The sequence below is a fragment of the Nocardia sp. NPDC102475 genome (genome assembly GCF_055584605.1).
In genome coordinates this window covers 57,550-79,309 of the sequence record NZ_JBVJLS010000019.1, presented here as the reverse complement: position 1 = coordinate 79,309, position 21,760 = coordinate 57,550, and the positions used below count along the sequence as shown (strand labels likewise).

The following is a 21,760-nucleotide window of genomic DNA, read 5'->3' as shown; positions in this document are numbered from 1 at the left end:
TGGCATTTCCGCCGGCGCGGCACCGGGTGTTCCGATTTTCCTGCGATGGAGAAGAAAGGATTGATATCTTCCGCCAAGAGCAAGACGCGACCGGCTTCGACGAGGATGCAGTTCAGTGTTCGATTGGGATCTCCTGCGTAGTACATCCAGCGTGCATGTGCTGATGCAATTGGCACAGGAACGCGGCATGTCGCCGGAACTCTGTCTCGAGGGCACGAAGCTGTCTCCGGAGGCGGTGAGCCATCCCGATGCCGAGGTGACGGCGCGGCAAGAGGTGCGCGTCGTGCGGAATCTGCTCGCGCGATGCGGCACCGAACCCGGATTGGGCGTCGAGGCCGGGAACCGCTATCACTTATCGCTGTACGGACCGTGGGGGCTGGCGCTGCTCAGCAGTCGCACGGTGCGCGAGGTGATCGAGGTCTCGCTGCGCTATGTTGATTCGGCCTTCGTGTTCGGCCGGCTGACCTTCGAGGAGGGACCGGCCGAGTCGCGGCTCATCTTCGACGATTCGGAGATTCCGGAGGATGTGCGCGCCTTCCTGACCGAGCGCGTCATCACCGGTATCCAGTCCATCGGCCGGGAGCGGTTCTCCGCGGGTGTGCCCGCCACCCGGATCAGCTTCCGCCATCCCGCTCCGGCGGATACCACCCACTACCGCGCCGTCTTCGGTGTCGAGCCGCAATTCGACGCGGCGGTCAACGAATTGGCTTTCGACAGTTCGTATCTCGATGTCGCGCTGCCGCAGGCCAACGAATGGGCGCGCGGGACATGCGAACAACTCTGCCGCGATCTGCTCACCGCCCGCCGCGCCCGCACCGGTGTCGCCGGTTCGGTGCGTGACCTGCTGGTCCGCAATCCGGGTGAGATTCCGGACCAAATCGCCGTCGCCGCAGCGCTTTTCATGAGCCCGCGCACACTGTCTCGCCGCCTGCGCGACGAAGGCACCTCCTTCCGCAACCTCCTCGACGAGGTACGCCAGATGATGTCCGAGGAACTGCTCAGCCACACCGATATGACCACCGAACAGGTGGCCGCCCGCCTGGGCTACGCCGAGGCCGCCTCCTTCATCCGCGCCTTCCGCCGCTGGCAAGGCTGTCCGCCACAGGAATTCCGAGCCCGCGGGACGCTCGTCACCACCAGGTGAATCCTTGACGCAAACGTCGAGAGGACACTTTTATCAGTCCATTCTCGATTGACCCGCGTTGGCGTGGATGATGGCGGATAGCCAGGGGGTCAGGCCGGGGGCGAGGGTGTCGAAGAAGGCGGTGTAGTTCGGGTCGGTGAGATAGGTGCGGGCGATGCAGATGTGCATGGCGGGGGTGCAGTCGAAGTAGGTGTCGATGGAGGCGCGGTGGCGTTCGGCCAGGGCGTTGGCTTCGTCGCTGCCGGGGAGCACTCCGGCACGGTAGGCGGCGGCGAGGTCGGCGTTGAGTGCGTCGACGATGTCGGCGATCTGTTGCCAGTCCGCGGCGGTTCGGTCCGCGGCGCGTTCGGCGTACTGGGCCCACTCGGCAGTGTCACCCCAGCGGTCGTGAGCCTCGGCGGTCCAGATGGGTTGCCAGTGCTCGCCGAAGATCTCGACCTGCTCCTCGGCGGAGAGCAGGATTCCGGATTCTCTGGCCTCGATCAAGCGGTCCATGCCATCGGCCATCTGTTGCAGGCGGGTGCCGCGTTCGCGGAGTTCGTCGCGCTGCCGACGCAGCGACGACGTCGCATCGGCGGCAGGCGCATCCAGGACCGTCTTGATCTCATCGAGGGGTACGCCCAGCTCACGGTAGATGAGCACGCGATGGATCCGGGCGAGGTCCGCGCTCGTGTAGAGTCGGTACCCGGCGTCGGTGCGCTCGGTCGGGCACACGAGCCCGATCGCATCCCAATGGTGCAGCGTCCGGATCGTGACGCCCGTGCACGCGGCGGTCGCACCGACGGTGCGACCGGCATCGGCCTGATCAGTCACATCGCCCAGTCTGACAGGCGCGCTCATGCCGGCGGCTCCCCGATCCCGATGGACTGCAACAGCTCGGCTTCGGCACTGTTCGCATCGTACGGTCGCGCCGCGGTCATGATCACCCGCATGTTGTCCGGCGTTCGGATCTCGAGATCCACCGTATTCCACGGCATCGGCCGGGGACCGGACGTGCAATCGGGCAGCAGTTGCTCACACGCGACCGCGATCTCGTCGAGCTGGCTCAGCACGCAGGCGAAGCTCACGCTCAGTTCGGTTGCCGCCGCGGCCTGGTCGGCGGATACGAGCAGGACATCCTGGAATGCCCAGCGCCGCAGGTGGGTGAGTCGGCCGGGAATGGAGAACAGGTCGAAGAAGCCGAGTCCGCGGGTCCAGAAGTCCACCGACGCGACCAGATCAGCCGTCGGCACCGTGACGAACATCGGCATCCCGTAGAGGCCGCGGAAAAGTTCCGGCGCCACGGCGTCGAGCGCGGGTACGGGAACCGGACTGATATCGAATGCTGGATAGGTTTCGCTCACCGCCACATCGTCGAGCCTGACGCTACGTCAGGGTCAAATCACGGCCCACTGGACCGAGATGGGCGAACCGTTCGGCGGCGAAAGTCGCTATGCCGCACGGAAGAACAGGTAGTCGAACAGGGCCAGAATTCGGTCGATGCCGAATTCATCGGGATGGTCGAGCACCAGGCGCGCCGCGGTTTGGATGGTGCCCTGTACGACCTGGGCCAAGACATCCGGATCGACGCCATCGGCATCGGGCTGCTCCGCCAGCCACAGTCCGAGTTCATGCCGCAGTGGGGCGCGCAATTCGTCGCGAGCCGCGGCGACCCGTTCCCGCAATACCGGCGGCACACCATCGATCGGGAAGTACACCAGCCGCCAGGTGTCGGGCATCGAGCAGACCTCGGCCATGAAGTGGCCGAGCATCCTGGGCAGCTGTTCCGGTGCGGCGGTGCCGAATTCGGGTGTCGCGGCGGTCTCGGCGACCGAGCGGGCCACCGCCGCCGCCATGCGCGCGGTCTCGCGTTCGATGAGCGCCTCGAGCAGTTCGTCACGGCTGCCGAAGGAGTCGTAGACGACCGGCCTGGTCACCCCGCCGCGCTCGGCGACGGCGGCAATGCTCACGCTGGTGAACCCCGCCTCCGCCACAATGCGCAACGCCGCGTCGAGTAGTTGCTCACGCCGGTCGGCTGGCTGAAGTCGCTTGGCGTACTTGCGTTTAGCCGATTGCTTATGGGGCGCTGCTTGTTTCGCGTCGGCCATCGCTAGTTCTCCCCGATTCCGGCAGCGGCGACCGCCCGGCGCGCCACCCAGCGCAATGTCTCGGATACCGCCTCGCGCCGTTGCGCGCCGTCCTCGGCGAGCACCAGCCTCGCACCGGTCTCGCTCGCACTGATCACCGCGTGGCTCAACAACTCTTCGTCCATATCTCGCTCGGTGAGCGCGGCGATCAGCGCGAGCACCGCTCGACTGCGCTCCCGCAGCGCCTCGCGGCCGCGATCCACCCGTTCGTGCGCGGTTTCGGGTAGGCCGTCGCCGGGCATCAGCACGAATCGCCAGCTCTGCGGCGCGGCCGCGACGAGGTCGAGAAAGATATCGACGGCATCGGCCGAGACGTCCGCCGCGATCGCGGCCAGATCCGCGCCCTCCTGGAATACCGGGGTCGCCTCGGCGGCCATGGCCAGCACCCGTTCTTCCTCGCGATCGAGCAGTGCCTCGAATAGGTCGTCCCTGTCACCGAATTCGGCGTACAGCGCGGGGCGGGTAACACCTGTCGCTCGCGCGATCGCATGCATACTGGCGCCGGCGTAGCCCTCGCGCACGATCAGGTCCCGTGCCGCGTCCAGAATGTCGTCGCGTCGTGTTGACAATTACCCTCCAACGTCGGCTGACGGACACCTGTTTCAGATTTGCTGCCGGCTGGGCCAGTGTACGCATTTCGCTCGCGCCCGCCGCGGATTCGACTTCCCAGCGCGCGAATAACGCACCGGCGCAGAGGGTGTGGCGCTCAACGCCACCACCCCCGACGGCACGCTGAACTTCCAGATCACCGCCGAATAGCCTCCTGAGACAGCACGGCTTGGCGGACTGATGCATCACTCTTTACGGAAATCTGCATCTCCACGAGTCAGCCATACACCGTCAGCAGCGCACAGACCCGGGGGTGCCGATTCCGTCCCAGACAACTTAGGCTGTGGTGACACCTTCGAAGGGACAGCGATGTCTGCCATATCGGAATCGCCGAGGCGCGCACTCAACGGATTGGTGACCCACGGCTGGAACCGGGCCGCGCAGCTCTACAACTTCCCGATGCTGCAGCGGGTGGCCTATCGCCCACCGCAGGACGAGATCATCGCGCAATTGCGGATCGGCGGGCGCGTCGGATCGCCGATATCGGCTGCGGCACCGGTATTCTCGCCGCCCGCATAGAACGCGAGCTGCACCCGGATGTGGTGTACGGCTGCGATGCGTCGGTTGGGGATGTTGATGCGGGCGCGGTCGCGGTCGGATCGGGTGAACTGGCGCAATCGTCAAGCCGAGGATCTCGGCCTGCCCGACGCTGCGGTGGAGGCGGTGGTGTCCACACACGCCTTCCATTTCTTCGATCATGCGGCAGCACTCGCGGAGTTCCATCGGGTGCTGGGGCCCGGCGGGTTGCTCGCAATCGTGATCAACAATCCGCGCAGCCGGTGGGCAATGGCTCTACAGCCGCCTGCGGTGCGGGGGCTCGCCTACTTTCCGCCGCCGGAGGAGATGCGTTCGCTGGTGGAGGCGGCCGGATTCACCGTTGTCGAACAGCGGCCGGTGCATCGCCCACTGCCGAACTCACTGGTACCGGACGTGCTCACGGTCGCAAGGCGCTGATACCGCCACCCGTGGCATGCTCGTGTCATAGGTGATTTCCGAACGAAAGGCGGGTGCGATGCCCGAATCAGCGCCATGACCGAGACCGTGTGGTACGCGTCGTACGGCTCGAATATGCATCTGAGCCGCCTGCGCTGCTACCTCGCCGGCGGCACACCCGACGGCGGCGCGATCACGCTCCCCGGCTGCCGCCACGGGGCCGAACCGCTGCGCTCGGTACCGCTGACGCTGCCCGGCGTGCAATATTTCGCCACCGAATCGCTGACCTGGACCGGCGGCCGAGCCTTCTACGACCCCGACGCCTCCGGTGAAACCGCCGCCCGCGCCCATCTGGTCACCATCGACCAGTTCTGCGATATCGCCGCCCAGGAGATGTACCGAACCCCCGGAACCGACTTGGACCTGTGCGAAGCAATCACCCACGGCCGCTCGACACTCGGTCCCGGTCGCTACGAAACCCTGGTCTGCACCGGCACTTTCGAGGGACATCCGGTCCTCACCATCACCGCCCCGTGGCGCTACACCGACCTGCCCGGCAACCCGCCGTCGGCGGCCTACATACGCCACCTCGCCGCGGGCCTGACCGAATCCCATGCCTGGACGGTCGAAGAGATCGCCGACTACATCGCCACCCGCCCCGGCGCGGAACTCGGCTGGACCGCCGCGACCATCGTCACCCTGCTGGGTCAGGCCACGCGAATGGATGCGGAGACGATCGCGCCGTCCCGAACGACGTAGTAGCCCGCGAAAGTGCGGTAGGTGCCATCGGATTGCCGGGCGGACAGCCGGATGTGGACGGTATCGCCCTCTTCCGAGGTGATCGTCACCGCATCGCGGTCCGTGGTGGCCAGGCCTTCCACGAAATCGTCGTAGCTGGAGTCGAGGTTGCGGCCGCCGAGCGCCCACGCCTGCGGATAGTCGCGCCGGTTGATCGCGTCGAAATAGGCGTAAACGACTGCGGCGGAGGCGGATACCACTGCCGCGACGGTGGCCGGCGGTGCACTGGTCGTGGTCGTCACCGGGGCACGAGCGCCGAGCGCTTCCAGCACCGGGACGGTGGCAGCGCTCGGCGTCGCGGACGGCCCCGACCGGCCGTCGGACGAGATGAGTACCAGTACCACCGAGACGGTGGTGGCGAGTGCCGCCGACAACAGCACCGGCGCACTCACGAAAGACGTTCTCGGAGTGGGCCGTTCAGGTTGCCCAGGCGCGAGGTCGGTGCCGCAGCCGGTGCAGAACCGGCGTGCGGTATCGGCCGGTTCGCGTCCACAGTTCCAGCACACCTGCGCACCGCATGAGGTGCAGTGCCGCTGCCAGGTCCCGGGGAGCGGGCCCCGGCATTTCCAGCATGTCGCCATGAGAACCGCCGGACACCGTCGTCGCTCAGCCGCCGAGGATCGAGGTGGCGGCGGCCTCCAGGGCCGTGACCACCCCGGCCAGCGAGCCGATGCCGACCACCGCCCTGGCGACGGCATGCAAGAGTCCGACGAGCAGATGCCGGTTCGGGCGGTCCTTGTCGGCCTCGGCGCGGGCCTGTTCGACGGCGGCGACGATATCGTCGCGATCACCCAGGCCCTCGGTGGCCGTGCCGATGACGCTCAGCAGTTCGGTCAGCGCGTCGCGGAGTTCGGGCAGATTCGTCGGGGCCGCCGCATGGCGCGGACCATTGGTGTTGGTGACCGTCGCATCGTGCCCGCCGATCGCCGATCGGGACAGCCGCGCATCGCCGCCGATGGTGACTCCGGTGTTCTTGTCCATGGGTGCCTTCCTGTGCCACTGGGTCGTGGGTCTCATCGCTCGGCCGCGTCGCCGGCCGCCGCGTTCACCGTCGTCGCGGTCGAACCGCCGATCGACGAATTGAGCAGCGTCGCATCGCCACTGATGGTCACGCTGTTATTGGTGATCTGTTCGCCGCGCCGCAGCAGTTCGTCGGGATCGATGTTCTTCTCCACCAGGAAGGCGGCCAGCGTCTCGAAGACCCGCTTCTCCAGGATCTTGGTGTACATCTCCTGGTCGAGCAGTTGGAAGTAGCGGTGGTAGCCGATCGACCTGCCGCGCTTATCTACGCGCAGATCACTGGCCGCCTCCCGAATGCTCAGCAGCGCACCGTGATCGAAGGTGAAGACCTGGCTGATCTCGTTCTGCTGACGCGCCAGCTTCCGGCGCCTGCGCACGTCGGCGAAGGCCTGGTATACGACATTCGGCACGGCGCGCAGCCACATGCGCGGCAGCCGGAGCAGACTGCGCCACAGCAGGTTGAGCAGTTGGCGCGGACGCGGGCGCAACAGCAGTTCGTCGACTTCGTGATAGGCCTTGTGCAGCGGCGGCACCATGCAGTACGTGGACTCCACGAACAGCGAGGTGGAGCTGGCGGCCAGCCGCAGGAAGCCGGACCACGCCAATTCGCCGTCCCAGCCGATGATTTCGGTGGTCAGATAGGGCCGGGCACGATCCTCCGGCGCGAGCATCAGCGCTTCGACCGTGGACTCCGGAACCCGGTCGAGCGGGCGACCCAGCGTATCCGGCAGGAAGCGCCGATCGTGATGAATATCGTTGCCGTTGACGAACAATCGGTTGTAGACGTCGAGATTCGGCACGTCGAGTTGGGCGATCTGCTTGCGCAGCCGTTCATTCAGTTCGGTGACGGTGAATGCCTGGATCGGCGCATCGTCTTTGCGCGCCTTGGTGATATCCAGCGCCATCGACCACGCGCCGAGCGGAAATCCGTGCCCGAGGAACGGCTGATATCCGTGGTACACCGTGACATTGCCGCCCGCGTACGCCGCTACGTGGTCGATTTCGTCGCGGACCGCCGCCAGATGCGGCACCGGTGCGCTCGAAGCCCGAAAGACGCCGCGCCGCAACGTATGTGCCGTGCGACCCCAGCGTGCCGCATACGCCTCGGCGAAGACCGCCACCCAGGCGAGCACGATGGCGGACATCGCCAGCTTCGACAACAGCACGAACGGATCGAGGACGTTCAGGTAGCTGAGCGCGCCACCGGGCTCGACGGCGAGGAATTGGTTGCCGATCAGCAGGATCAGCACGGTGAACAGCGCCAGATCACGGATCAGATGCCGAGTCCGAGCGGCCACCGCGTGTTTGGCCACCGCGACCAGATCCACACCGGGTGAACGAGCGACCGATCGCAGCGGTTCTTCCAACACCTTCTCGACCACCTCGGTGGCGAGCACACTGTCCAAATGGACAGCCGCGCAAAGATACCGGGTGGCCTCGTCACGACGCAGCGAACCGGGTCCGGTCGGCTGTGTCCTCCCCTCCACAGGATCCACTCGGCGCGAGGGCGCCCCACAGTTCCCGCAGAATGCGTAGTCTTCGGGGTTCGTATGGTCACACTCTGGGCATTGCACACCGGTAGCCAAACATTTCACCGCGATCGGTTGGGCGGAAATTCACTGAGCTGTACCGCAATTCGCCTGCACCCGACCACGGCGGGTGTAAGAATCACCCGATGAGCCTGGGTGCGGGCAATATGTTGCTCGAACGGGATATGGGGCACCTGCGAATACTGGTGGCCTCGCCGCTCGGTCGGGTCATCGAACCGGTACTGAAGCAAGCATTCGCTGGTTCGACCGTCGCGGTGGCGCTGGATCGGCGGGCCGTGCGGCGCGAGGTCGTGCACCAGGTCCGCTTCGATGTGGTGATCACCGATCTGATCTGGAACGATCCGGCGCTGGAGTACGGCTTCGACGGCTTGGACGTGCTGGATATGCTGGGTTCGGCGCAACGCCAGGCCGCGGTGCTGATGGCGGCGCAGGGGCACAGCATGGAGCGCGACCATCTGGACGAAGCACTGCTCAGGTCTTCGGAATTGGCCGGCTTCTATTCGAAATCCTCTGGCGTCCCGGCATTGTTGGAGGCGATTCCCCCGGCGGCGACCGGACGGCGGCCACATCTCGAGCCGCCGCCGGCCACGCCGCCCCCGCTGTATCGACTGTTCCAGGGGCAGCGCGGTGAGACGGCCGCGCGGCTGGCCGGAGCCATTGCCGCGGGCCGTGCCACCGACGCCGTTTCACTGGCCAAGGCCGCGCGGGTCGGTCTCAATACCGCCAATAAGGTGGCCAGCGTCTATATCGGGCCGATCGTGCTCGAACGCGGCGAGCACGATCCCGAATTACCGCTGACCGCCAATGCGATCTACCGGTGGTGCGGCGTGCACGCGCATTACCTGCTCAGCTGGTGCCGCCGCAACGGTCACGACGACGTACTCACCGCTGACACACCGAGCAGCAGTTCGTCGAGATCCACCCGATAGCGCCCGGAGCGCAGCCCGTCACCGCACGCGATCAAACGCGCGGCCAGTGCGCCGACGGCGCCGGCCATGGTCGCCGCGGTGCCGAGCTGCGGCCAGGTCGGCAGCGTATGGCCCACCTGGGTCAGCGAATAGCGCAGCCGCGAGGTGAGTCCGCCGCCGACTATGGCACCGACCAGCCGGGACCGTTGGTCCGGATCGCCGAGTTCGGCGAGCGACCAGTGTGCCGCGAATTCGACACGGCCGTGCAGGATCGGATAGGCCGGGTCGAGGTCGTAGCGTTCGATATCGAGCAGCACATTGTCGCCGTTATCGGTGACCATGACGACCGGGATTCCGGCTGCCTTCGCGCGTCGTCGAATATCGAATTTCATCGGCAGATCGTCCATTTCCTCGAGTAGCACGGCCAACCGCTCGGTGCCATGCCCGCCGAGGAAGTCGTCCGCGAACTCGGGCACATAGCCGCGCGGGAAAGCATCGATCCGGGTGTAGGGGTCGACCTCCAGCGTGCGGCGTTGTGCGAGTGTCAGTTTCGGCGCGCCCAGATCGCAGACCGAGGCGGCCAAGCGGTTGAGATTCGTCGTGCCGAGGGTGTCGCGTTCGGCGAGACGGAAGCGTCGCGCGCCGGTCAGCGAGCAGACCGAGAGCGCCGCCGCGCCGACACTCAGCCCGGCGATGCCGATCAAAGCCTCCGACCAGGTCCGCTGCTCGTGGGTTTCGATCAGGAATCGGTTGCGGGCCGTGCGCAGTCGCCAGAAGTGTTCGGCATCGGGCAGTTTCACCACGGTTCGACGCCAGGGAAAGACGATATAGCGAGCCGCCGGTCCACTACGGCGCAGCGACGCAATGTGATTCGCCATATCCGCTCGGGCCTGCGCAGTGGCGGCAACGAGCCGGGGATGGTCGAGGGCGACCAGTTCGGGCAGGCAGCCGTCCCACGCATCGACGTAGCGGAACCCGGAACCGGGCGCGAGCAATTCCGCGATCCGTGCGGAATCTTTTTCAGGGTGCAGTATCTCGATCATGCCGCGCGCTCCGTCCAGCGATGTTTGATATCGGCTTCGAATCCGGCCGATGCGAAGGGCCGCAGGCTGATCTCGGGCTCGGCGGCCGCGCCCAGCGTCCGGTGCAGTCGGCGGTATTCGGTGTTGGTACGTTCCAGCGCGTCCACGACCGCGCGCCGCAGCCGCACCGCGAAACCCTCGATCGGGTGCGTGTCCGCGCGCAATTCGACCCGCAGGGTGAGGGTCTGCTCGAACTGCCTGCCGGTGCTGGTGGCGAGTACGAACTTTCCGGTCACCGTCGAGGCCATGTCCGGATGTTCCAGGGCCATTCGCACGCTGTCCGGGTAGATCTTCAGCGCGTAGAAGGACGCGGCGATATCGGTGCGCCGGTGTAGAGCCAGGAATCCGCACGAATCGGTCGAGGTGGTAATCGGAATATCGTTGTCGCCGACCAGATCCGCGAGTTCGGTGGCCGAGAACAGCGCACCCTGATCGTTGATGCGGTAGCGCACCAACGGGATCGCGGTGTCGCTGGTGAACAGGAAGCGCTGCTCGGCATCGAGTTCGGCGAAGCGGTAGTCGGTATCGTATTCGACCAGGGTGGGCTGGATTTCGTCCGCACCGAACAGTTCCGCGCCGACGACGCGCTCTCGCGCGGCCAGCCGGCGCACGGCGATGGTGGTCGCGGTCTCGTGCCCCATGATGCCCGCATCAGCCGTCCCGTACATCAGACAAGTTGCGGTGGGATCACCGGATTTGCCGATGCGCCGCAGCACCCAGTCACGCCAGTTCTCGCTGATCGCCTCCCCCGCCAACAGGATTCGCAGATCCTGACCCAGCACCTCTTCGGGCGCCCGGTCCAGCACATCCTTGATGAACGGCGGATAGCCCGCGAGCACCACTTGGTCATAACGCGGCCCGAGCGTCGCGATATTGTCCAGGATCGCTTCGGCGTCGATGCCGGGGGCGATGACCGAGAGTCGATGGCCGCGGCGGCGCAGCATCAGCGCACCGGTGTAGGTGTAGGTGCCGCCGATCCAGTTGCCCATGGCGAAGCCGATCACCAGCAGCGTCGAACGGCGCTGGGACCCGAAGCACTGCTGGAAGATCCGCGCGTAAAGTTCGGTGCTCTCGTCGAGGGAGGCGATATCGCGCGGCCAATAGGTCGGACGGCCGGTGGAACCGGAACTCGTGGACCACGTTCCGGCCCTGGTGATATCGCCGCGCCAGACGAGCGCGTCGAGCGGATATCGGTGCAAATAGTTCTCTTTCGTCATGGCGGGGACATTGGCGAAATCGGCGAGGGTGTGGATATCGGCGGGGTAGACGCCGTGCGCGGCGAGGAAGTCCGCATACGCGGGAACCTGCCGAGCAGCACGGTGGAAAACACCGAGCGCACGTTGGAATCCCGGTGTCGGGTCCGGTTTCACGGTTGGCAGAGGTATCGACATGATGGTTGTCCCTGAGTCGGAAGTAGTGCTCCGCAATCGTCCGACCTGCGATAACGCCATGCGGAACAGTCCATACAACGTCCATACAGGCGCTGCGCGGCGGGTCAGCGTGTCGAACAGAGCGGTCGGGACGGCACGCCGGGCAGGTAGCGCTGCCACTCGGCCTCGCTCAGTCCGGCGCTGCCGCTATCGCACAGCGCATCGGCGACACGGCCTGGATCGGTCGCCCACAGCCGCACGACCTTATCGGGACCGGCGCCGATGAGCAGTTGGCCGCCGAGTGCGTAGCCCGCGTCGTTGACCCGGCCGGTGTATGCGGTCAGCACGGCGACCCGGCGTGGCCGATCCGGATCGATGACATCCCAGATCCAGATATCGCTGCCCTCACCGCCACCGACGACGTAACGGCCGTCGGGACTGAAGTTCACCGTGATGATCGGGTCGGGTGGTCCGTCGAGCGTGCCGAGGTTGCGGGGGTTTTCGGGATCGGACAGGTCGTAGAGCCGGGCGGTGTGGTCGGTGCTGCCCGCGACGACCGTCCGGCCCTGCGGGCTGAAGGCCACCGAGGCCACGTCGTTGTCGAAACCTTTGAGCGACGGCAGTTCTCGAGGCGGCCGGCCGCGATCGCGAATGTCCCATATGCGCACGACGTCATCGGTGGTGGCTATGGCGAGCAGGGTGCCGGTCGAATCGATGGCGACCAGATTCGGCAACGCCTCTTTCAGATCGAGGGCGGCGATGGGCTGTGGAGTGTTCGGGTCCGCGAGGTTCCATATCGTTGCGATCGGATTGTCCTGTCCGACGACCGCGAGTACGGATCCGTCGGGGCTGAAGGCGATCGCGGCCACGATGCCCTCGACCGCTTCGATCGGTTGCCCCAGCCGATGCGGCTGACGGGGATCACGGACGTCCCAGAGATAGATGTGGCCGGTGCGGGTTCCGATGGCGGCGCGGGTGCCGTCGGCGGAGAACGCGACGGCACCGCAGGTCTTTTCGTCATCGCCCACCCCGAGTGGCGGGTAGTCGATCGGTGTGGCCGGGTCGGTGATGTCCCAGATGCGGGGACGACTGTCGCTCGCGCCGGTTCCGGTGAGGAATCGGGTGCCGGTGCGCTCGATCGGTGTCTGGTAGATGGTGCCCTGCGCACCACGCAACACCGGGCCGGGCAGTGGCCACAGGTGCGCCACACCGGTCTCGTCACCGGTGACGACCATGCGTCCATCGAGTGCGTAGCGCACCGAGACCACGATCGCGAGATTCGGCAGGATCAGCTCGGGCTCGGTCGATTCGGTGGTGGTATTCCAGATGCGGGTGCTGTGATCGGAACTGCCCGCGGCGAGTCGGGATCCGTCGGGGCTGAAGATCAGATCGTTGATGTAGCTGTCGAATCCGCGCAATCTCGGCAACTCGGTCGGTGCGGCCGGATCGTCGAGGCGCCAGCGCAGCACTTCGCGCGATCGGCCGCCCGCGACAAGGGTTTTGCTGTCGGGGCTGAACCGTAGCGCCAACGCCTGCGCGGTGGAACCGTCTCGAGCGCGGTCGAAGTCCTGCTCTGCGTTGGTTCCGCTGAGACGCCAGATCCGCACCGACGCTTCGGGTCCCGCCGCGGCCAGCATTGTGCCGTCCGGGCTGAATGCCACCACCGGGGAACCGGCGGGCAGGACGAGCGTGGGCAAGGCGACGGGGTGGGCGGGATCGGCGATATCCCATCTGGCCAGGCCGGTATCGGTGGTGCCCACGGCGAGTTGGCGTCGATCCGGGCTGAATGCCGCACCGGTGTAGGTGACACCGGGACTTCGCACGGTCGAAAGCAGATGCGGTGCACGCGGATCCGCGATATTCCACAGCTCGATCCGACCGGCGGTGATCCTGACGAGGACATCGTCACCCGGACCGATCTCCAACACCATCGGCTGCGGCCCCGGCGGTCCCGCGGGTGCCGGGATCTGACCGACCTCGCTCGCCGGGGTAGTGCCGCCACTCACCTGGTACAGGCCGACCGTCGCATCCACGGCACCGATGGCCAGCAGCGTGCCGCGAGAATCGGTGGCGACGACCGTGCGCCCCGCGTGTTCCCCGACGAACCGCACCGGCGTGTGCACGGCACTCGAATCCAACAGCGCCGAACGCGCTTCCAATGTCGGCTCGACCCGATAGGCCGCCAAGGCCAGTTGCGCCGACAGTGCGGGGTCCTTGTCCCGCAATCGAACTGCCTGCAGTGCGATCTGCCGGGACATCGCGTCATCGCGCGCCTGCACGGCACCCTGCTGCTGGGCGTAGGCCGCCAGTGCAAGCACGAGGGCAACCACCGAGGCCATCGCCAATGCCGCGACCAGCCGCTGCAGGATGCGGGTGCGGCGGCGCTGGGCGAGGATCGCGGCTTGCTGTTCGGCGGAGCTGGCGGCGATATAGTCGCGTTCGCGCTGATTCAGATCGCGTTGGTGACCGCCGGTGCTCGCCCATTCCCGCACGAGCGGCAGCCTTGCCGGGCCGAGCAGTTCGCCCGGATCGCAACCACTGTCGTGCCAGACCTGGGCGGCGTGGGTGAGTCTGCGGTGCACGATGAGTCCGCCGCGATCGCTGTCCACCCAGTCCGACAATCGGTTCCACGCGCCGATGATGGCCTCGTGGGTTATCTCGACGGTCTCCTCCTCACAGGTGAGCAGGCGCTGGGCGCAGAAGCGATCGATCACGGCATTGACGTCGGCTGCGGAGTCGTCGTCGAAGAACAGTTCCGAACGATGCACCCGCCGCCGGGTCACGCTCTCCTCGTCGATGGTCACCAACCGTAGGAAGGTGCGGCGCGCGATCTGACGTTGCGCGGTGGTGAGATCGGAATAGCCGGCGTCGGCGCTGCGCTGGATCGCACCCCCGATCCGCCCCACCGCGTTGTAGTCGAGGACGGTCATCCGCCGCCGTGTGCCGCGCTGCCAGGTCTGCAACAGCGCGTGCGAAAGCAGTGGCAGGGCACCCGCATCGTGTGCCGCGCGGGAGCCGTGCGGTGCGAGTTCGAGCAGCAGCAACTGCACCAGGTCTTCGTCCACGGTCCAGCCCGCTTTGCGCGCCGGTTCGACGATGACCTCGCGGACGCCGTCACTGCTCAGCGGCCGGACCAGCACCGCATTCGCGGCCAGCGCATCGTGCAGTACCGATTCCTCCGCGGCGTGGCGGTAGAAGTCCGCACGCAGGCCGAGCACGAAAACCGTTCGGGTGCCCTGATGGTCGGCGATCGCCTCCAGGAATGCGGCCCGCCGCACCTCGTCCTCGCACTGGGTCCAGGTCTCCTCGAACTGATCGAGTACGACGACCTCGGTCTCTTCGAGTTCGCGCAGTGCGTCCAGCGGATGTGTGCCCGGCAGCGCGACACCGGCGGTAAGTCCCTCCTCGTGCAGCGCGGGCAGCAGACCCGCCGAAAGCAAGGAGGATTTGCCGGATCCCGACGCTCCGATGACGAACAGAATGCGCGGTCGTCCCCGCGCGCGCAGCAGTACATCGACCTTGACCACCAATTCCGAGGTGAGTTCGGCGCGTCCGAAAAACCAACCGGCATCATCGAATCGGTACGGCTCCAGCCCCCGATACGGACTCTCGTCATCGCGGCGGCGACGTCCGGTGGTGCCGCGCACCCGACGGACCGCGGTCAGCCAGGGCTCCTGCTCCGCCCGCGTGTCGATGCCGCAGACGGCGAGCACCGCGCGAAACATCTTTTCATTGCCGTCGGTCGGAACATGTTGTCCCGCAAACCATCCGCTGAGTGTGCCCTGCGGACATCCCGAAAGTTCCACGGTCTGACGGACAGTCAGCTCCGCCGCGACGCGCAAGGCCGACAGCGCAGCGGCGAATTCTTCGCGAGTTCGAATTTCCGCGGGATCGAGCCCCCCGGCCCACCCTCCTACCACGCTCTGACCATAGGGTTTTCGCGCCTGAAGCCGAAAGGGCCGTAGGGACCTTGTATCGACTACTACCGACTCTGACCCGGGCGGTCACTCGTGCTATCTGACAGCGCGTATTCCGTTGCTGCCCTCGAGACCCCGACCCTAGGCGTGGTCCGCGATGCGGAGGATTTCATCGACGATCAGGTCGGGTTCGGTGAACATGATGAGGTGACCCGAGCGCTCGGCCTCGACCAGTCGGCCGTTGGGGAAGGCGGCGGCGGTGCGGCGGTGGGCGGCGGTCAGTGCGATTCGGGTGGTCTTGTCGGTTCGCGGAAGTTTCGTGCCGGTGATGACGCTGACGTGCACCGCGCCGAGTTCGTGCGGTTGGTCGCGGAGGGTTCGCAGGCCTGCGCTGAATTGGTCCTGTTCGGCGAGCATGGTGCGCGCGGCGCGCGGGGTGAAATCCTCGGCGCGGTGATCGGCGGCGATATCGGCGGGCTGTTTACTGCCGATCCGGCTGCCGAGCAGGCGGTAGAGGCCGGAGCGGGCGAATATGGGCAGCAGGACCCTGGTCATCGCGTACCGCTTCTCCGCCGAGGGGAGGAAATACAGTTCGCAGTTCTCGTCGCTCTGATCGACCAGCACGATTCCCTCGATGCGGGTCGGATCCGCGGTCGCGGCGACCCGGACGATGGGACCGCCCCAGCTGTGTCCGACGAGGATGAAGGGGCCGTCCCCCAGTTCCGCCAGCACCGCGGCGAGGTCGCCGGCCATCCGGGTGAGGGTGCGTGGGTTCGGATCGTCATCGCTGCGACCGCTCCCGGCGCGATCGTAGACAACGGCGCGTACGCGCTCGGCCACCACCGGCTGCACCAAACCCCAGATCGACCGCGAAAAGCCCATACCCGATTCGAAAACCACGGTCGGCCCGCCGGTTCCGCGCACCATGTAGTGCAGTCGACGGCCATCGGATGTGGTCGCGAATGCGCTCGTACCGAAGGTGTGCTCGTGCCCGAGGGCCTGCTCCGTCACTGTGCCCAACCTACCTTCTGCTCGCCCTCGAGCCGCGGTGGCCCGATAACAGGACTAGACAACTTCGGCCAATGGCGCAACAGGCTCGATTGCCCAGCCGCAGACCTGAGCCTGCGGCTGGAGCGCGAAATCGGTTGGTATCAGCTCAGTTTCAGCGAACGACCGATGATTTCCTTCATGATTTCGGTAGTGCCGCCGTAGATGGTCTGGACGCGAGCGTCCATGTAGGCCTTGGCGATCGGGTATTCCTTCATGTAGCCGTACCCGCCGTGCAGCTGCAGGCAGCGGTCGATGAGGTAGAGCTGCTCCTCGGTGCTCCACCACTTGGCCATGGCGGCGTCCTCGACCGACAGCTTGCCCGCATCGAGGTCCTCGATGAAGCGGTCGACCAGGACGCGGACGGCGGTGGTCTTGGTGGCCAGTTCGGCCAGCACGAAGCGGGTGTTCTGCAGGGCGCCGATCGGCTTGCCGAAGGCCTTGCGGTCGCGCACGTACTGGATGGTCATCTCCAGGCAGGCTTCCATGGCCGCGGCCGCCATGACGGCGATCGACATGCGTTCCTGCGGCAAATTGTTCATCAGGTGGATGAAGCCCATACCCTCGGTGCCGAGCAGGTTCTTACCCGGAACGCGAACATCGGTGAAGCTCAGCTCGGCGGTGTCCTGCGCCTTGAGGCCGAGCTTGTCGAGGTTGCGGCCGCGTTCGAAACCGGACATGCCGCGTTCCACGACGAGCAGGCTGAAGCCCATCGCGCCCTTGTCCGGATCGGTCTGGGCGACCACGATGACGATATCGGAGTTGATGCCGTTGGTGATAAAGGTCTTGGCGCCGTTGAGGATCCAGTCGTCGCCGTCGCGGACCGCGCGGGTCTTGATGCCCTGGAGGTCGGAGCCGGTGCCCGGTTCGGTCATCGCGATGGCGGTGATGATCTCGCCGGAACAGAAGCCGGGCAACCAGCGCTGCTTCTGCTCATCGTTGGCGAGTTCGAGCAGATAAGGCGCGATCACATCGTTGTGCAGGGCGAAGCCGAGGCCGGAGTACTGGCCGCGCACCGACTCCTCGGCGACGATCGCGTTGTAACGGAAATCCTTGACCCCGCCGCCGCCGTACTCCTCCGGCATGGCCATGCCGAGGAATCCCTGTTTACCGGCCTCGAGCCAGACCTCGCGGTCGACAATGCCCTGCTCTTCCCACTTCGCATGATTCGGCGCGACGTGCTGATCGAGAAACTTGCGGAACGACTCCCGGAACAGCTCGTGTTCGGGTTCGAACAGTGTGCGCTCCACGCCAACCTCCTAGTGACCCCACGGCCGGTCCACACCGACCCGTCGTTCCCCCATACGTTACCCGCAACAAGAACCCCCGTTCACTTCCCACCCCGAAATCCCACCCTCACCTGCCACCCCAGCTGCCCGCCGCGGCGAGAATGCGCTCATGGAGATTCGCTGTCGACGTTCGCGCACAATCGCATGGCGACCGCTCGTCCGGTCAGGCGGGCAGGCCGAGCCCCTGGGCGAGGACGGGCCAGGAGGCCTTCAGGGCGTCTTCCCAGTAGCCCCAGGAGTGTGTGCCGGTGGACTGGAAGTCGTAGGTGGCGGGGATGCCGAGTTGGTTCAGGCGGGACTGCAGGTTGTGTGAGCAGTAGTTGGTGGCGGCTTCGAGTGCGCCGCCTAGGCCGACCTGGTTCGCAAGACCGCCCATGCCCGACAGGGCGTGCTCGCCGTTGAGAGTGTCCCATTGGCCGGGGATGCCGCTGCCGTCGGAGATGAAAAGGTTCAGGCCGCGCAGTTGGTCGGCGTGAAGGTACGGATCATTGGCGGCCCACATCGGATCACCTTGCGACCCATACATATTCGCCGAATCCCCACCGCCAACGGCGACCACGGCGTTGACGAAGTTGTAGCCGACCGGGTCGGAAATCTGCGCGCAACCACTGTAGGCGGCCACGGACTTGTAGAGGCCAGGTGCGGCGATGGGAAGTTGCAGTACCGAAGTTCCCGACATCGATAGGCCCGCGATGGCATTGGTGCCGTTGGCGCCGAGTCCGCTATCGATGAGCGGGGGCAGTTCCTCGGTGAGGAAGGTCTTCCACATGTTCACGCCGAGCTCAGGATCGGGGGCGCGCCAGTCGGTGTAGTAGCTCCAATGGCCGCCGACCGGTGTGACGACATTCACATCCTTGTCGTCGAAGAACTGCGCGGCATCGGTCCGCGCCTGCCAGGTCGCCGAATCCTCGCCGCCGCCCGCGCCATTGAGCAGATACAGGGTCGGGCGCGGTACGGACGTGTCGGCGGGGCGCTGCACCTGGATCTCGATGTTCTTGCCCATGGCGGCCGAGTACACCTGCAGCGTCAGATTGCGGTCGTCCTCGACCGCGACATCGGCGACATACGAGCCATCGGACGAGCGCGACGAGGTAAGCATTTTGCCGGATGCGACGACCGGATCGGCGCCCGTAGCCGCGGACGCGAAAAAGCCACCCGATGCGGCTGGAAAACCCACCAGAACTGCTGCTACACCCGCTACCGCCGCCATACGTACTCTCGTTCCAGCCATTCAGCCAAAATATGGAGAGTTACTGACAAATAGCTGAGAGCAGACTCAGAACAGACTGCGCAGTCGGCCGAACAGGGTGCGACCTGGATCACGATCGCGCTCGCTGAACAGGAACTTCAGTTCCTCCTCCAGCTCCTTGCGGACCACGTCACGCAGTTCCACCGCGGCGGCATGCTTATCCGGCGCGTCACGCCACGGCGCCGGGTCGATCGGCGCACCGGCGGAGAAGTAGAAGCGCTCGGGACGCGGGATGCCGGTCGGTCCGACGCCGCGGATCAGCGGCGGGGTCAGGTCCCGGTTCAGGCCGAGCGCCTCGACGGCCCAGCGCAGCGGTCGCATGACCGGATGGTCGCCGTCGAAAACGATGTCGTAGGCATCGTCGACACCGATCATCGCCACCGGCACGATCGGCGCGCCCGCCTCGATCGCCATATGCGCGAAGCCGGAGCGGCCCTCCCACTTGAGGACATACTTCTCGTTCTTGCGGCGCACCGCTTCGCGACCACCGCCCGGAAACACGATCACGGCCTCGCCGCGGGCCAGCAACGCCAGGCAGTTGCGACGGTTGCCGCGCACCGTGCCGAAGTGGTGCAGCAACTGACGGATGCCGGGCACACTGATGAGCACATTCTCGGCCAGCCCGCGGATCAGTCGACCGCGCCTGCGCAGCACCTCGGGCAGCAATAGCGGCGCATCGATGCCGCCCATCAGGTTATGGTTGCCGACCAGCAGCACCGGACCCTCGGCCGGAATGTTCTCCAGGCCGTAGAACCGCGGACTCGTCCACGCGCGCAGCGGCGCGAGCAGCGTGTCGAGCACCCGCACATCGGTATCGGTGAGCGAAACCGACAGTGGCGCACCGTCACTCAGTACCGGGGCGGCGAGCGACGAATCACCGGAGCGCCGATCACCCGAATCAGCCGCACCGGAGTGGTCATGCGACATTTGACCCTCCTGATGTCGATTCGATGACGATAGCGCAACGAATTCGCCTGTGTCGCACCGGATGTGCCGGGCATTCGCTACCGACCGGCCGGTTCGCAAGCGAACCCGGCCGACTCCGCCCTTCGTTCAGCGACTCAGTTCGCGGAACCATTGGCTTCGGACGAATCCGTGCCGTTCGTCTCGGACGATCCACCCGCATGCGCGTACTGCGACAGCGCCGCCGCCAGTGCGTGCGGGACGCGGGCGCGCACCCGGGTGCCGCCCTCCTCGTGCTCGGAGGTGGTGATGCGACCGTCCGCATGGATGCGGGCGAGCAGATCGCCACGGGTGTAGGGCAGCAGCACACTGATTTCGACGTCGAGGCCGCCGAGCACCTCGGCGAGGCGCTCACGCAGTTCGGTGATGCCGGTCCCCTTGTGCGCCGAAACGTAGGACGCGTCGGGCAGCATCGCGCGCAGCCGAGTGAGCTCGACCGGGTCGACCGCATCGATCTTGTTGACCACCAACAGCTCCGGCGGCGCCGATGCCCCCGACTGCTTGATCACATCGGTGATCACCTCGCGGACCGCCTTGATCTGTTCAGCGGGTAGCGGGTCAGAGCCGTCGACCACGTGCAGCAGCAGATCCGCGCCGGTGACCTCCTCCAGGGTGGACCGGAACGCCTCGACCAACTGGGTCGGCAGATGCCGCACGAATCCGACGGTATCGGTGAAGACGACCTCGCGGCCGTCGTCCAGTTCGGCACGGCGGGTGGTCGGATCCAGGGTCGCGAACAGTGCGTCCTGGACCAGCAGGCCCGCGCCGGTCAGCGCGTTCATCAGGCTGGATTTGCCCGCATTGGTGTAGCCGACGATGGCGACCGACGGGATGCCGCTGGAGGTGCGGCGGGCCCGCTTGGTATCGCGCGCGGTCTTCATTTCGCGAATCTCACGGCGCAACTTGGCCATCCGCTCGCGAATGCGGCGACGGTCGGTTTCGATCTTGGTCTCACCGGGACCACGCAGACCCACACCGCCGCCGTTGCCGCCCGCGCGACCACCGGCCTGCCGGGACATGGACTCACCCCAACCGCGCAGTCGCGGCAGCATGTATTCCATCTGAGCCAGCGATACCTGCGCCTTGCCCTCGCTGGAGGTGGCGTGCTGGGCGAAAATGTCCAGGATCAGTGCGGTCCGGTCGATCACCTTGACCTTGACGACCTTCTCCAGCGCGGTCAGCTGCGCCGGGGTCAGTTCACCGTCGCAGATCACGGTATCCGCGCCGGTTTCGAGCACCACGGCGCGCAGTTCGTCGGCCTTGCCGGAACCGATATAGGTGGCCGGGTCCGGCTTGTCGCGACGCTGGATCAGTCCTTCGAGCACCTCCGAACCCGCGGTTTCGGCGAGTGCGGCCAGCTCGGCCATGCTCGCCTCGGCCTGCGTGGCGGTGCCCGTGGTCCAGACCCCGACCAGCACGACCCGCTCGAGTCGCAGCTGCCGGTACTCGACCTCGGTGATATCGGTGAGCTCGGTCGACAGACCCGCGACACGCCGCAGCGAGGAGCGCTCGTCGAGCTGCATCTCGCCGACAGTGGGGTCGGCGGTCCACCCGGACCGCCGCATCCGCGCGGCGTGCTCGGCGACTACATCGCCGGTGTCTTCCGTCGTGTCCTCGACGGCCTCGACGTGGTCGTTGTCGTCGGCGGCCGGAGTGAATTCAAAAGTCTTCGATTTCGTCATACACCATCCATGCTGCCACGAGTACTGACCAATGCGCATTCGGTTATCCCTGGACACAGCCGAGGCCGGTCCT

At 66.3% G+C, this 21,760-nt stretch carries 18 protein-coding genes and 1 pseudogene; 4 read left to right on the top strand and 15 right to left on the bottom strand.

Features of this window, described 5'->3' with window-relative positions:
- Positions 1-115: 115 nt before the first annotated feature.
- Entirely contained in the window at positions 116-1,144 is a 1,029-nt protein-coding gene (locus ACZ60G_RS30335; protein ID WP_465814306.1) for an AraC family transcriptional regulator, read from the top strand.
- 33 nt (positions 1,145-1,177) lie between these two features.
- Here ACZ60G_RS30335 and ACZ60G_RS30330 read toward each other — a convergent pair whose 3' ends face one another.
- The 4 genes from ACZ60G_RS30330 to ACZ60G_RS30315 all read right to left on the bottom strand — a co-directional run bounded on the left by ACZ60G_RS30330 (position 1,178) and on the right by ACZ60G_RS30315 (position 3,839).
- Positions 1,178-1,957, bottom strand: coding sequence for a MerR family transcriptional regulator (locus tag ACZ60G_RS30330; protein ID WP_465814305.1), 780 nt, complete (start codon positions 1,955-1,957; stop codon positions 1,178-1,180).
- A gap of 23 nt (positions 1,958-1,980) precedes the next feature.
- The gene (locus ACZ60G_RS30325; protein WP_465814304.1) at positions 1,981-2,487 is read right to left on the bottom strand and encodes a VOC family protein; all 507 of its coding nucleotides are present in this window, start codon (positions 2,485-2,487) and stop codon (positions 1,981-1,983) included.
- Positions 2,488-2,574: 87 nt separating this feature from the next.
- Positions 2,575-3,231, bottom strand: a complete 657-nt coding sequence (locus tag ACZ60G_RS30320) for a TetR/AcrR family transcriptional regulator (protein ID WP_465814302.1) — start codon at positions 3,229-3,231, stop codon at positions 2,575-2,577.
- 2 nt (positions 3,232-3,233) lie between these two features.
- Positions 3,234-3,839 (bottom strand): TetR/AcrR family transcriptional regulator, encoded by a 606-nt coding sequence (locus tag ACZ60G_RS30315; RefSeq protein WP_465814300.1) that lies wholly within the window; start codon positions 3,837-3,839, stop codon positions 3,234-3,236.
- Between the two features lie 349 nt (positions 3,840-4,188).
- Here ACZ60G_RS30315 and ACZ60G_RS30310 point away from each other — a divergent pair.
- Together ACZ60G_RS30310 and ACZ60G_RS30305 are read left to right on the top strand one after the other, a co-directional pair.
- Positions 4,189-4,833 (top strand): annotated as a pseudogene (locus ACZ60G_RS30310) (class I SAM-dependent methyltransferase).
- A gap of 75 nt (positions 4,834-4,908) precedes the next feature.
- Positions 4,909-5,571 carry a histone deacetylase gene (locus ACZ60G_RS30305; RefSeq protein ID WP_465814298.1) on the top strand — a complete coding sequence of 221 codons (663 nt, stop codon included), beginning with the start codon at positions 4,909-4,911 and terminating at the stop codon, positions 5,569-5,571.
- On the opposite strand, the gene ACZ60G_RS30300 is transcribed toward ACZ60G_RS30305, so the two are convergent.
- From ACZ60G_RS30300 to ACZ60G_RS30290, 3 genes are all read right to left on the bottom strand, one after another.
- Entirely contained in the window at positions 5,520-6,002 is a 483-nt protein-coding gene (locus tag ACZ60G_RS30300) for a hypothetical protein (protein ID WP_465814296.1), read from the bottom strand. The two genes, ACZ60G_RS30305 and ACZ60G_RS30300, sit on opposite strands and share 52 nt — an antisense overlap.
- A gap of 214 nt (positions 6,003-6,216) precedes the next feature.
- Positions 6,217-6,591 (bottom strand): hypothetical protein, encoded by a 375-nt coding sequence (locus ACZ60G_RS30295; RefSeq protein ID WP_465814294.1) that lies wholly within the window; start codon positions 6,589-6,591, stop codon positions 6,217-6,219.
- A gap of 32 nt (positions 6,592-6,623) precedes the next feature.
- Complete coding sequence (locus ACZ60G_RS30290; RefSeq protein ID WP_465814292.1) at positions 6,624-8,117, bottom strand: hypothetical protein; 1,494 nt, start codon at positions 8,115-8,117, stop codon at positions 6,624-6,626.
- Between the two features lie 188 nt (positions 8,118-8,305).
- On the opposite strand from ACZ60G_RS30290, the gene ACZ60G_RS30285 reads away from it, so the two are divergent.
- Positions 8,306-9,109 carry an MSMEG_1198 family transcriptional regulator gene (locus ACZ60G_RS30285; RefSeq protein WP_465814290.1) on the top strand — a complete coding sequence of 268 codons (804 nt, stop codon included), beginning with the start codon at positions 8,306-8,308 and terminating at the stop codon, positions 9,107-9,109.
- On the opposite strand, the gene ACZ60G_RS30280 is transcribed toward ACZ60G_RS30285, so the two are convergent.
- The 8 genes from ACZ60G_RS30280 to hflX all read right to left on the bottom strand — a co-directional run bounded on the left by ACZ60G_RS30280 (position 9,049) and on the right by hflX (position 21,570).
- Complete coding sequence (locus ACZ60G_RS30280) at positions 9,049-10,131, bottom strand: ThiF family adenylyltransferase (protein WP_465814289.1); 1,083 nt, start codon at positions 10,129-10,131, stop codon at positions 9,049-9,051. The two genes, ACZ60G_RS30285 and ACZ60G_RS30280, sit on opposite strands and share 61 nt — an antisense overlap.
- Positions 10,128-11,561 (bottom strand): phenylacetate--CoA ligase family protein, encoded by a 1,434-nt coding sequence (locus ACZ60G_RS30275; RefSeq protein ID WP_465814287.1) that lies wholly within the window; start codon positions 11,559-11,561, stop codon positions 10,128-10,130. Before ACZ60G_RS30275 ends, ACZ60G_RS30280 begins: the two co-directional genes overlap by 4 nt.
- Positions 11,562-11,665: 104 nt before the next feature.
- Positions 11,666-15,460 (bottom strand): WD40 repeat domain-containing protein, encoded by a 3,795-nt coding sequence (locus tag ACZ60G_RS30270; RefSeq protein WP_465814285.1) that lies wholly within the window; start codon positions 15,458-15,460, stop codon positions 11,666-11,668.
- Positions 15,461-15,598: 138 nt separating this feature from the next.
- Positions 15,599-16,384, bottom strand: coding sequence for an alpha/beta fold hydrolase (locus ACZ60G_RS30265; RefSeq protein WP_465814487.1), 786 nt, complete (start codon positions 16,382-16,384; stop codon positions 15,599-15,601).
- A 224-nt stretch (positions 16,385-16,608) separates the two neighbouring features.
- Positions 16,609-17,754 carry an acyl-CoA dehydrogenase family protein gene (locus ACZ60G_RS30260; RefSeq protein WP_465814283.1) on the bottom strand — a complete coding sequence of 382 codons (1,146 nt, stop codon included), beginning with the start codon at positions 17,752-17,754 and terminating at the stop codon, positions 16,609-16,611.
- Between the two features lie 202 nt (positions 17,755-17,956).
- Complete coding sequence (locus tag ACZ60G_RS30255; protein ID WP_465814282.1) at positions 17,957-19,024, bottom strand: alpha/beta hydrolase; 1,068 nt, start codon at positions 19,022-19,024, stop codon at positions 17,957-17,959.
- A 45-nt stretch (positions 19,025-19,069) separates the two neighbouring features.
- Positions 19,070-19,969, bottom strand: a complete 900-nt coding sequence (locus ACZ60G_RS30250) for a lysophospholipid acyltransferase family protein (protein WP_387285030.1) — start codon at positions 19,967-19,969, stop codon at positions 19,070-19,072.
- Between the two features lie 134 nt (positions 19,970-20,103).
- On the bottom strand, positions 20,104-21,570 hold the full coding sequence (hflX, locus tag ACZ60G_RS30245) for a GTPase HflX (RefSeq protein ID WP_465814485.1): 1,467 nt from the start codon (positions 21,568-21,570) through the stop codon (positions 20,104-20,106).
- Positions 21,571-21,760 lie beyond the last annotated feature (190 nt).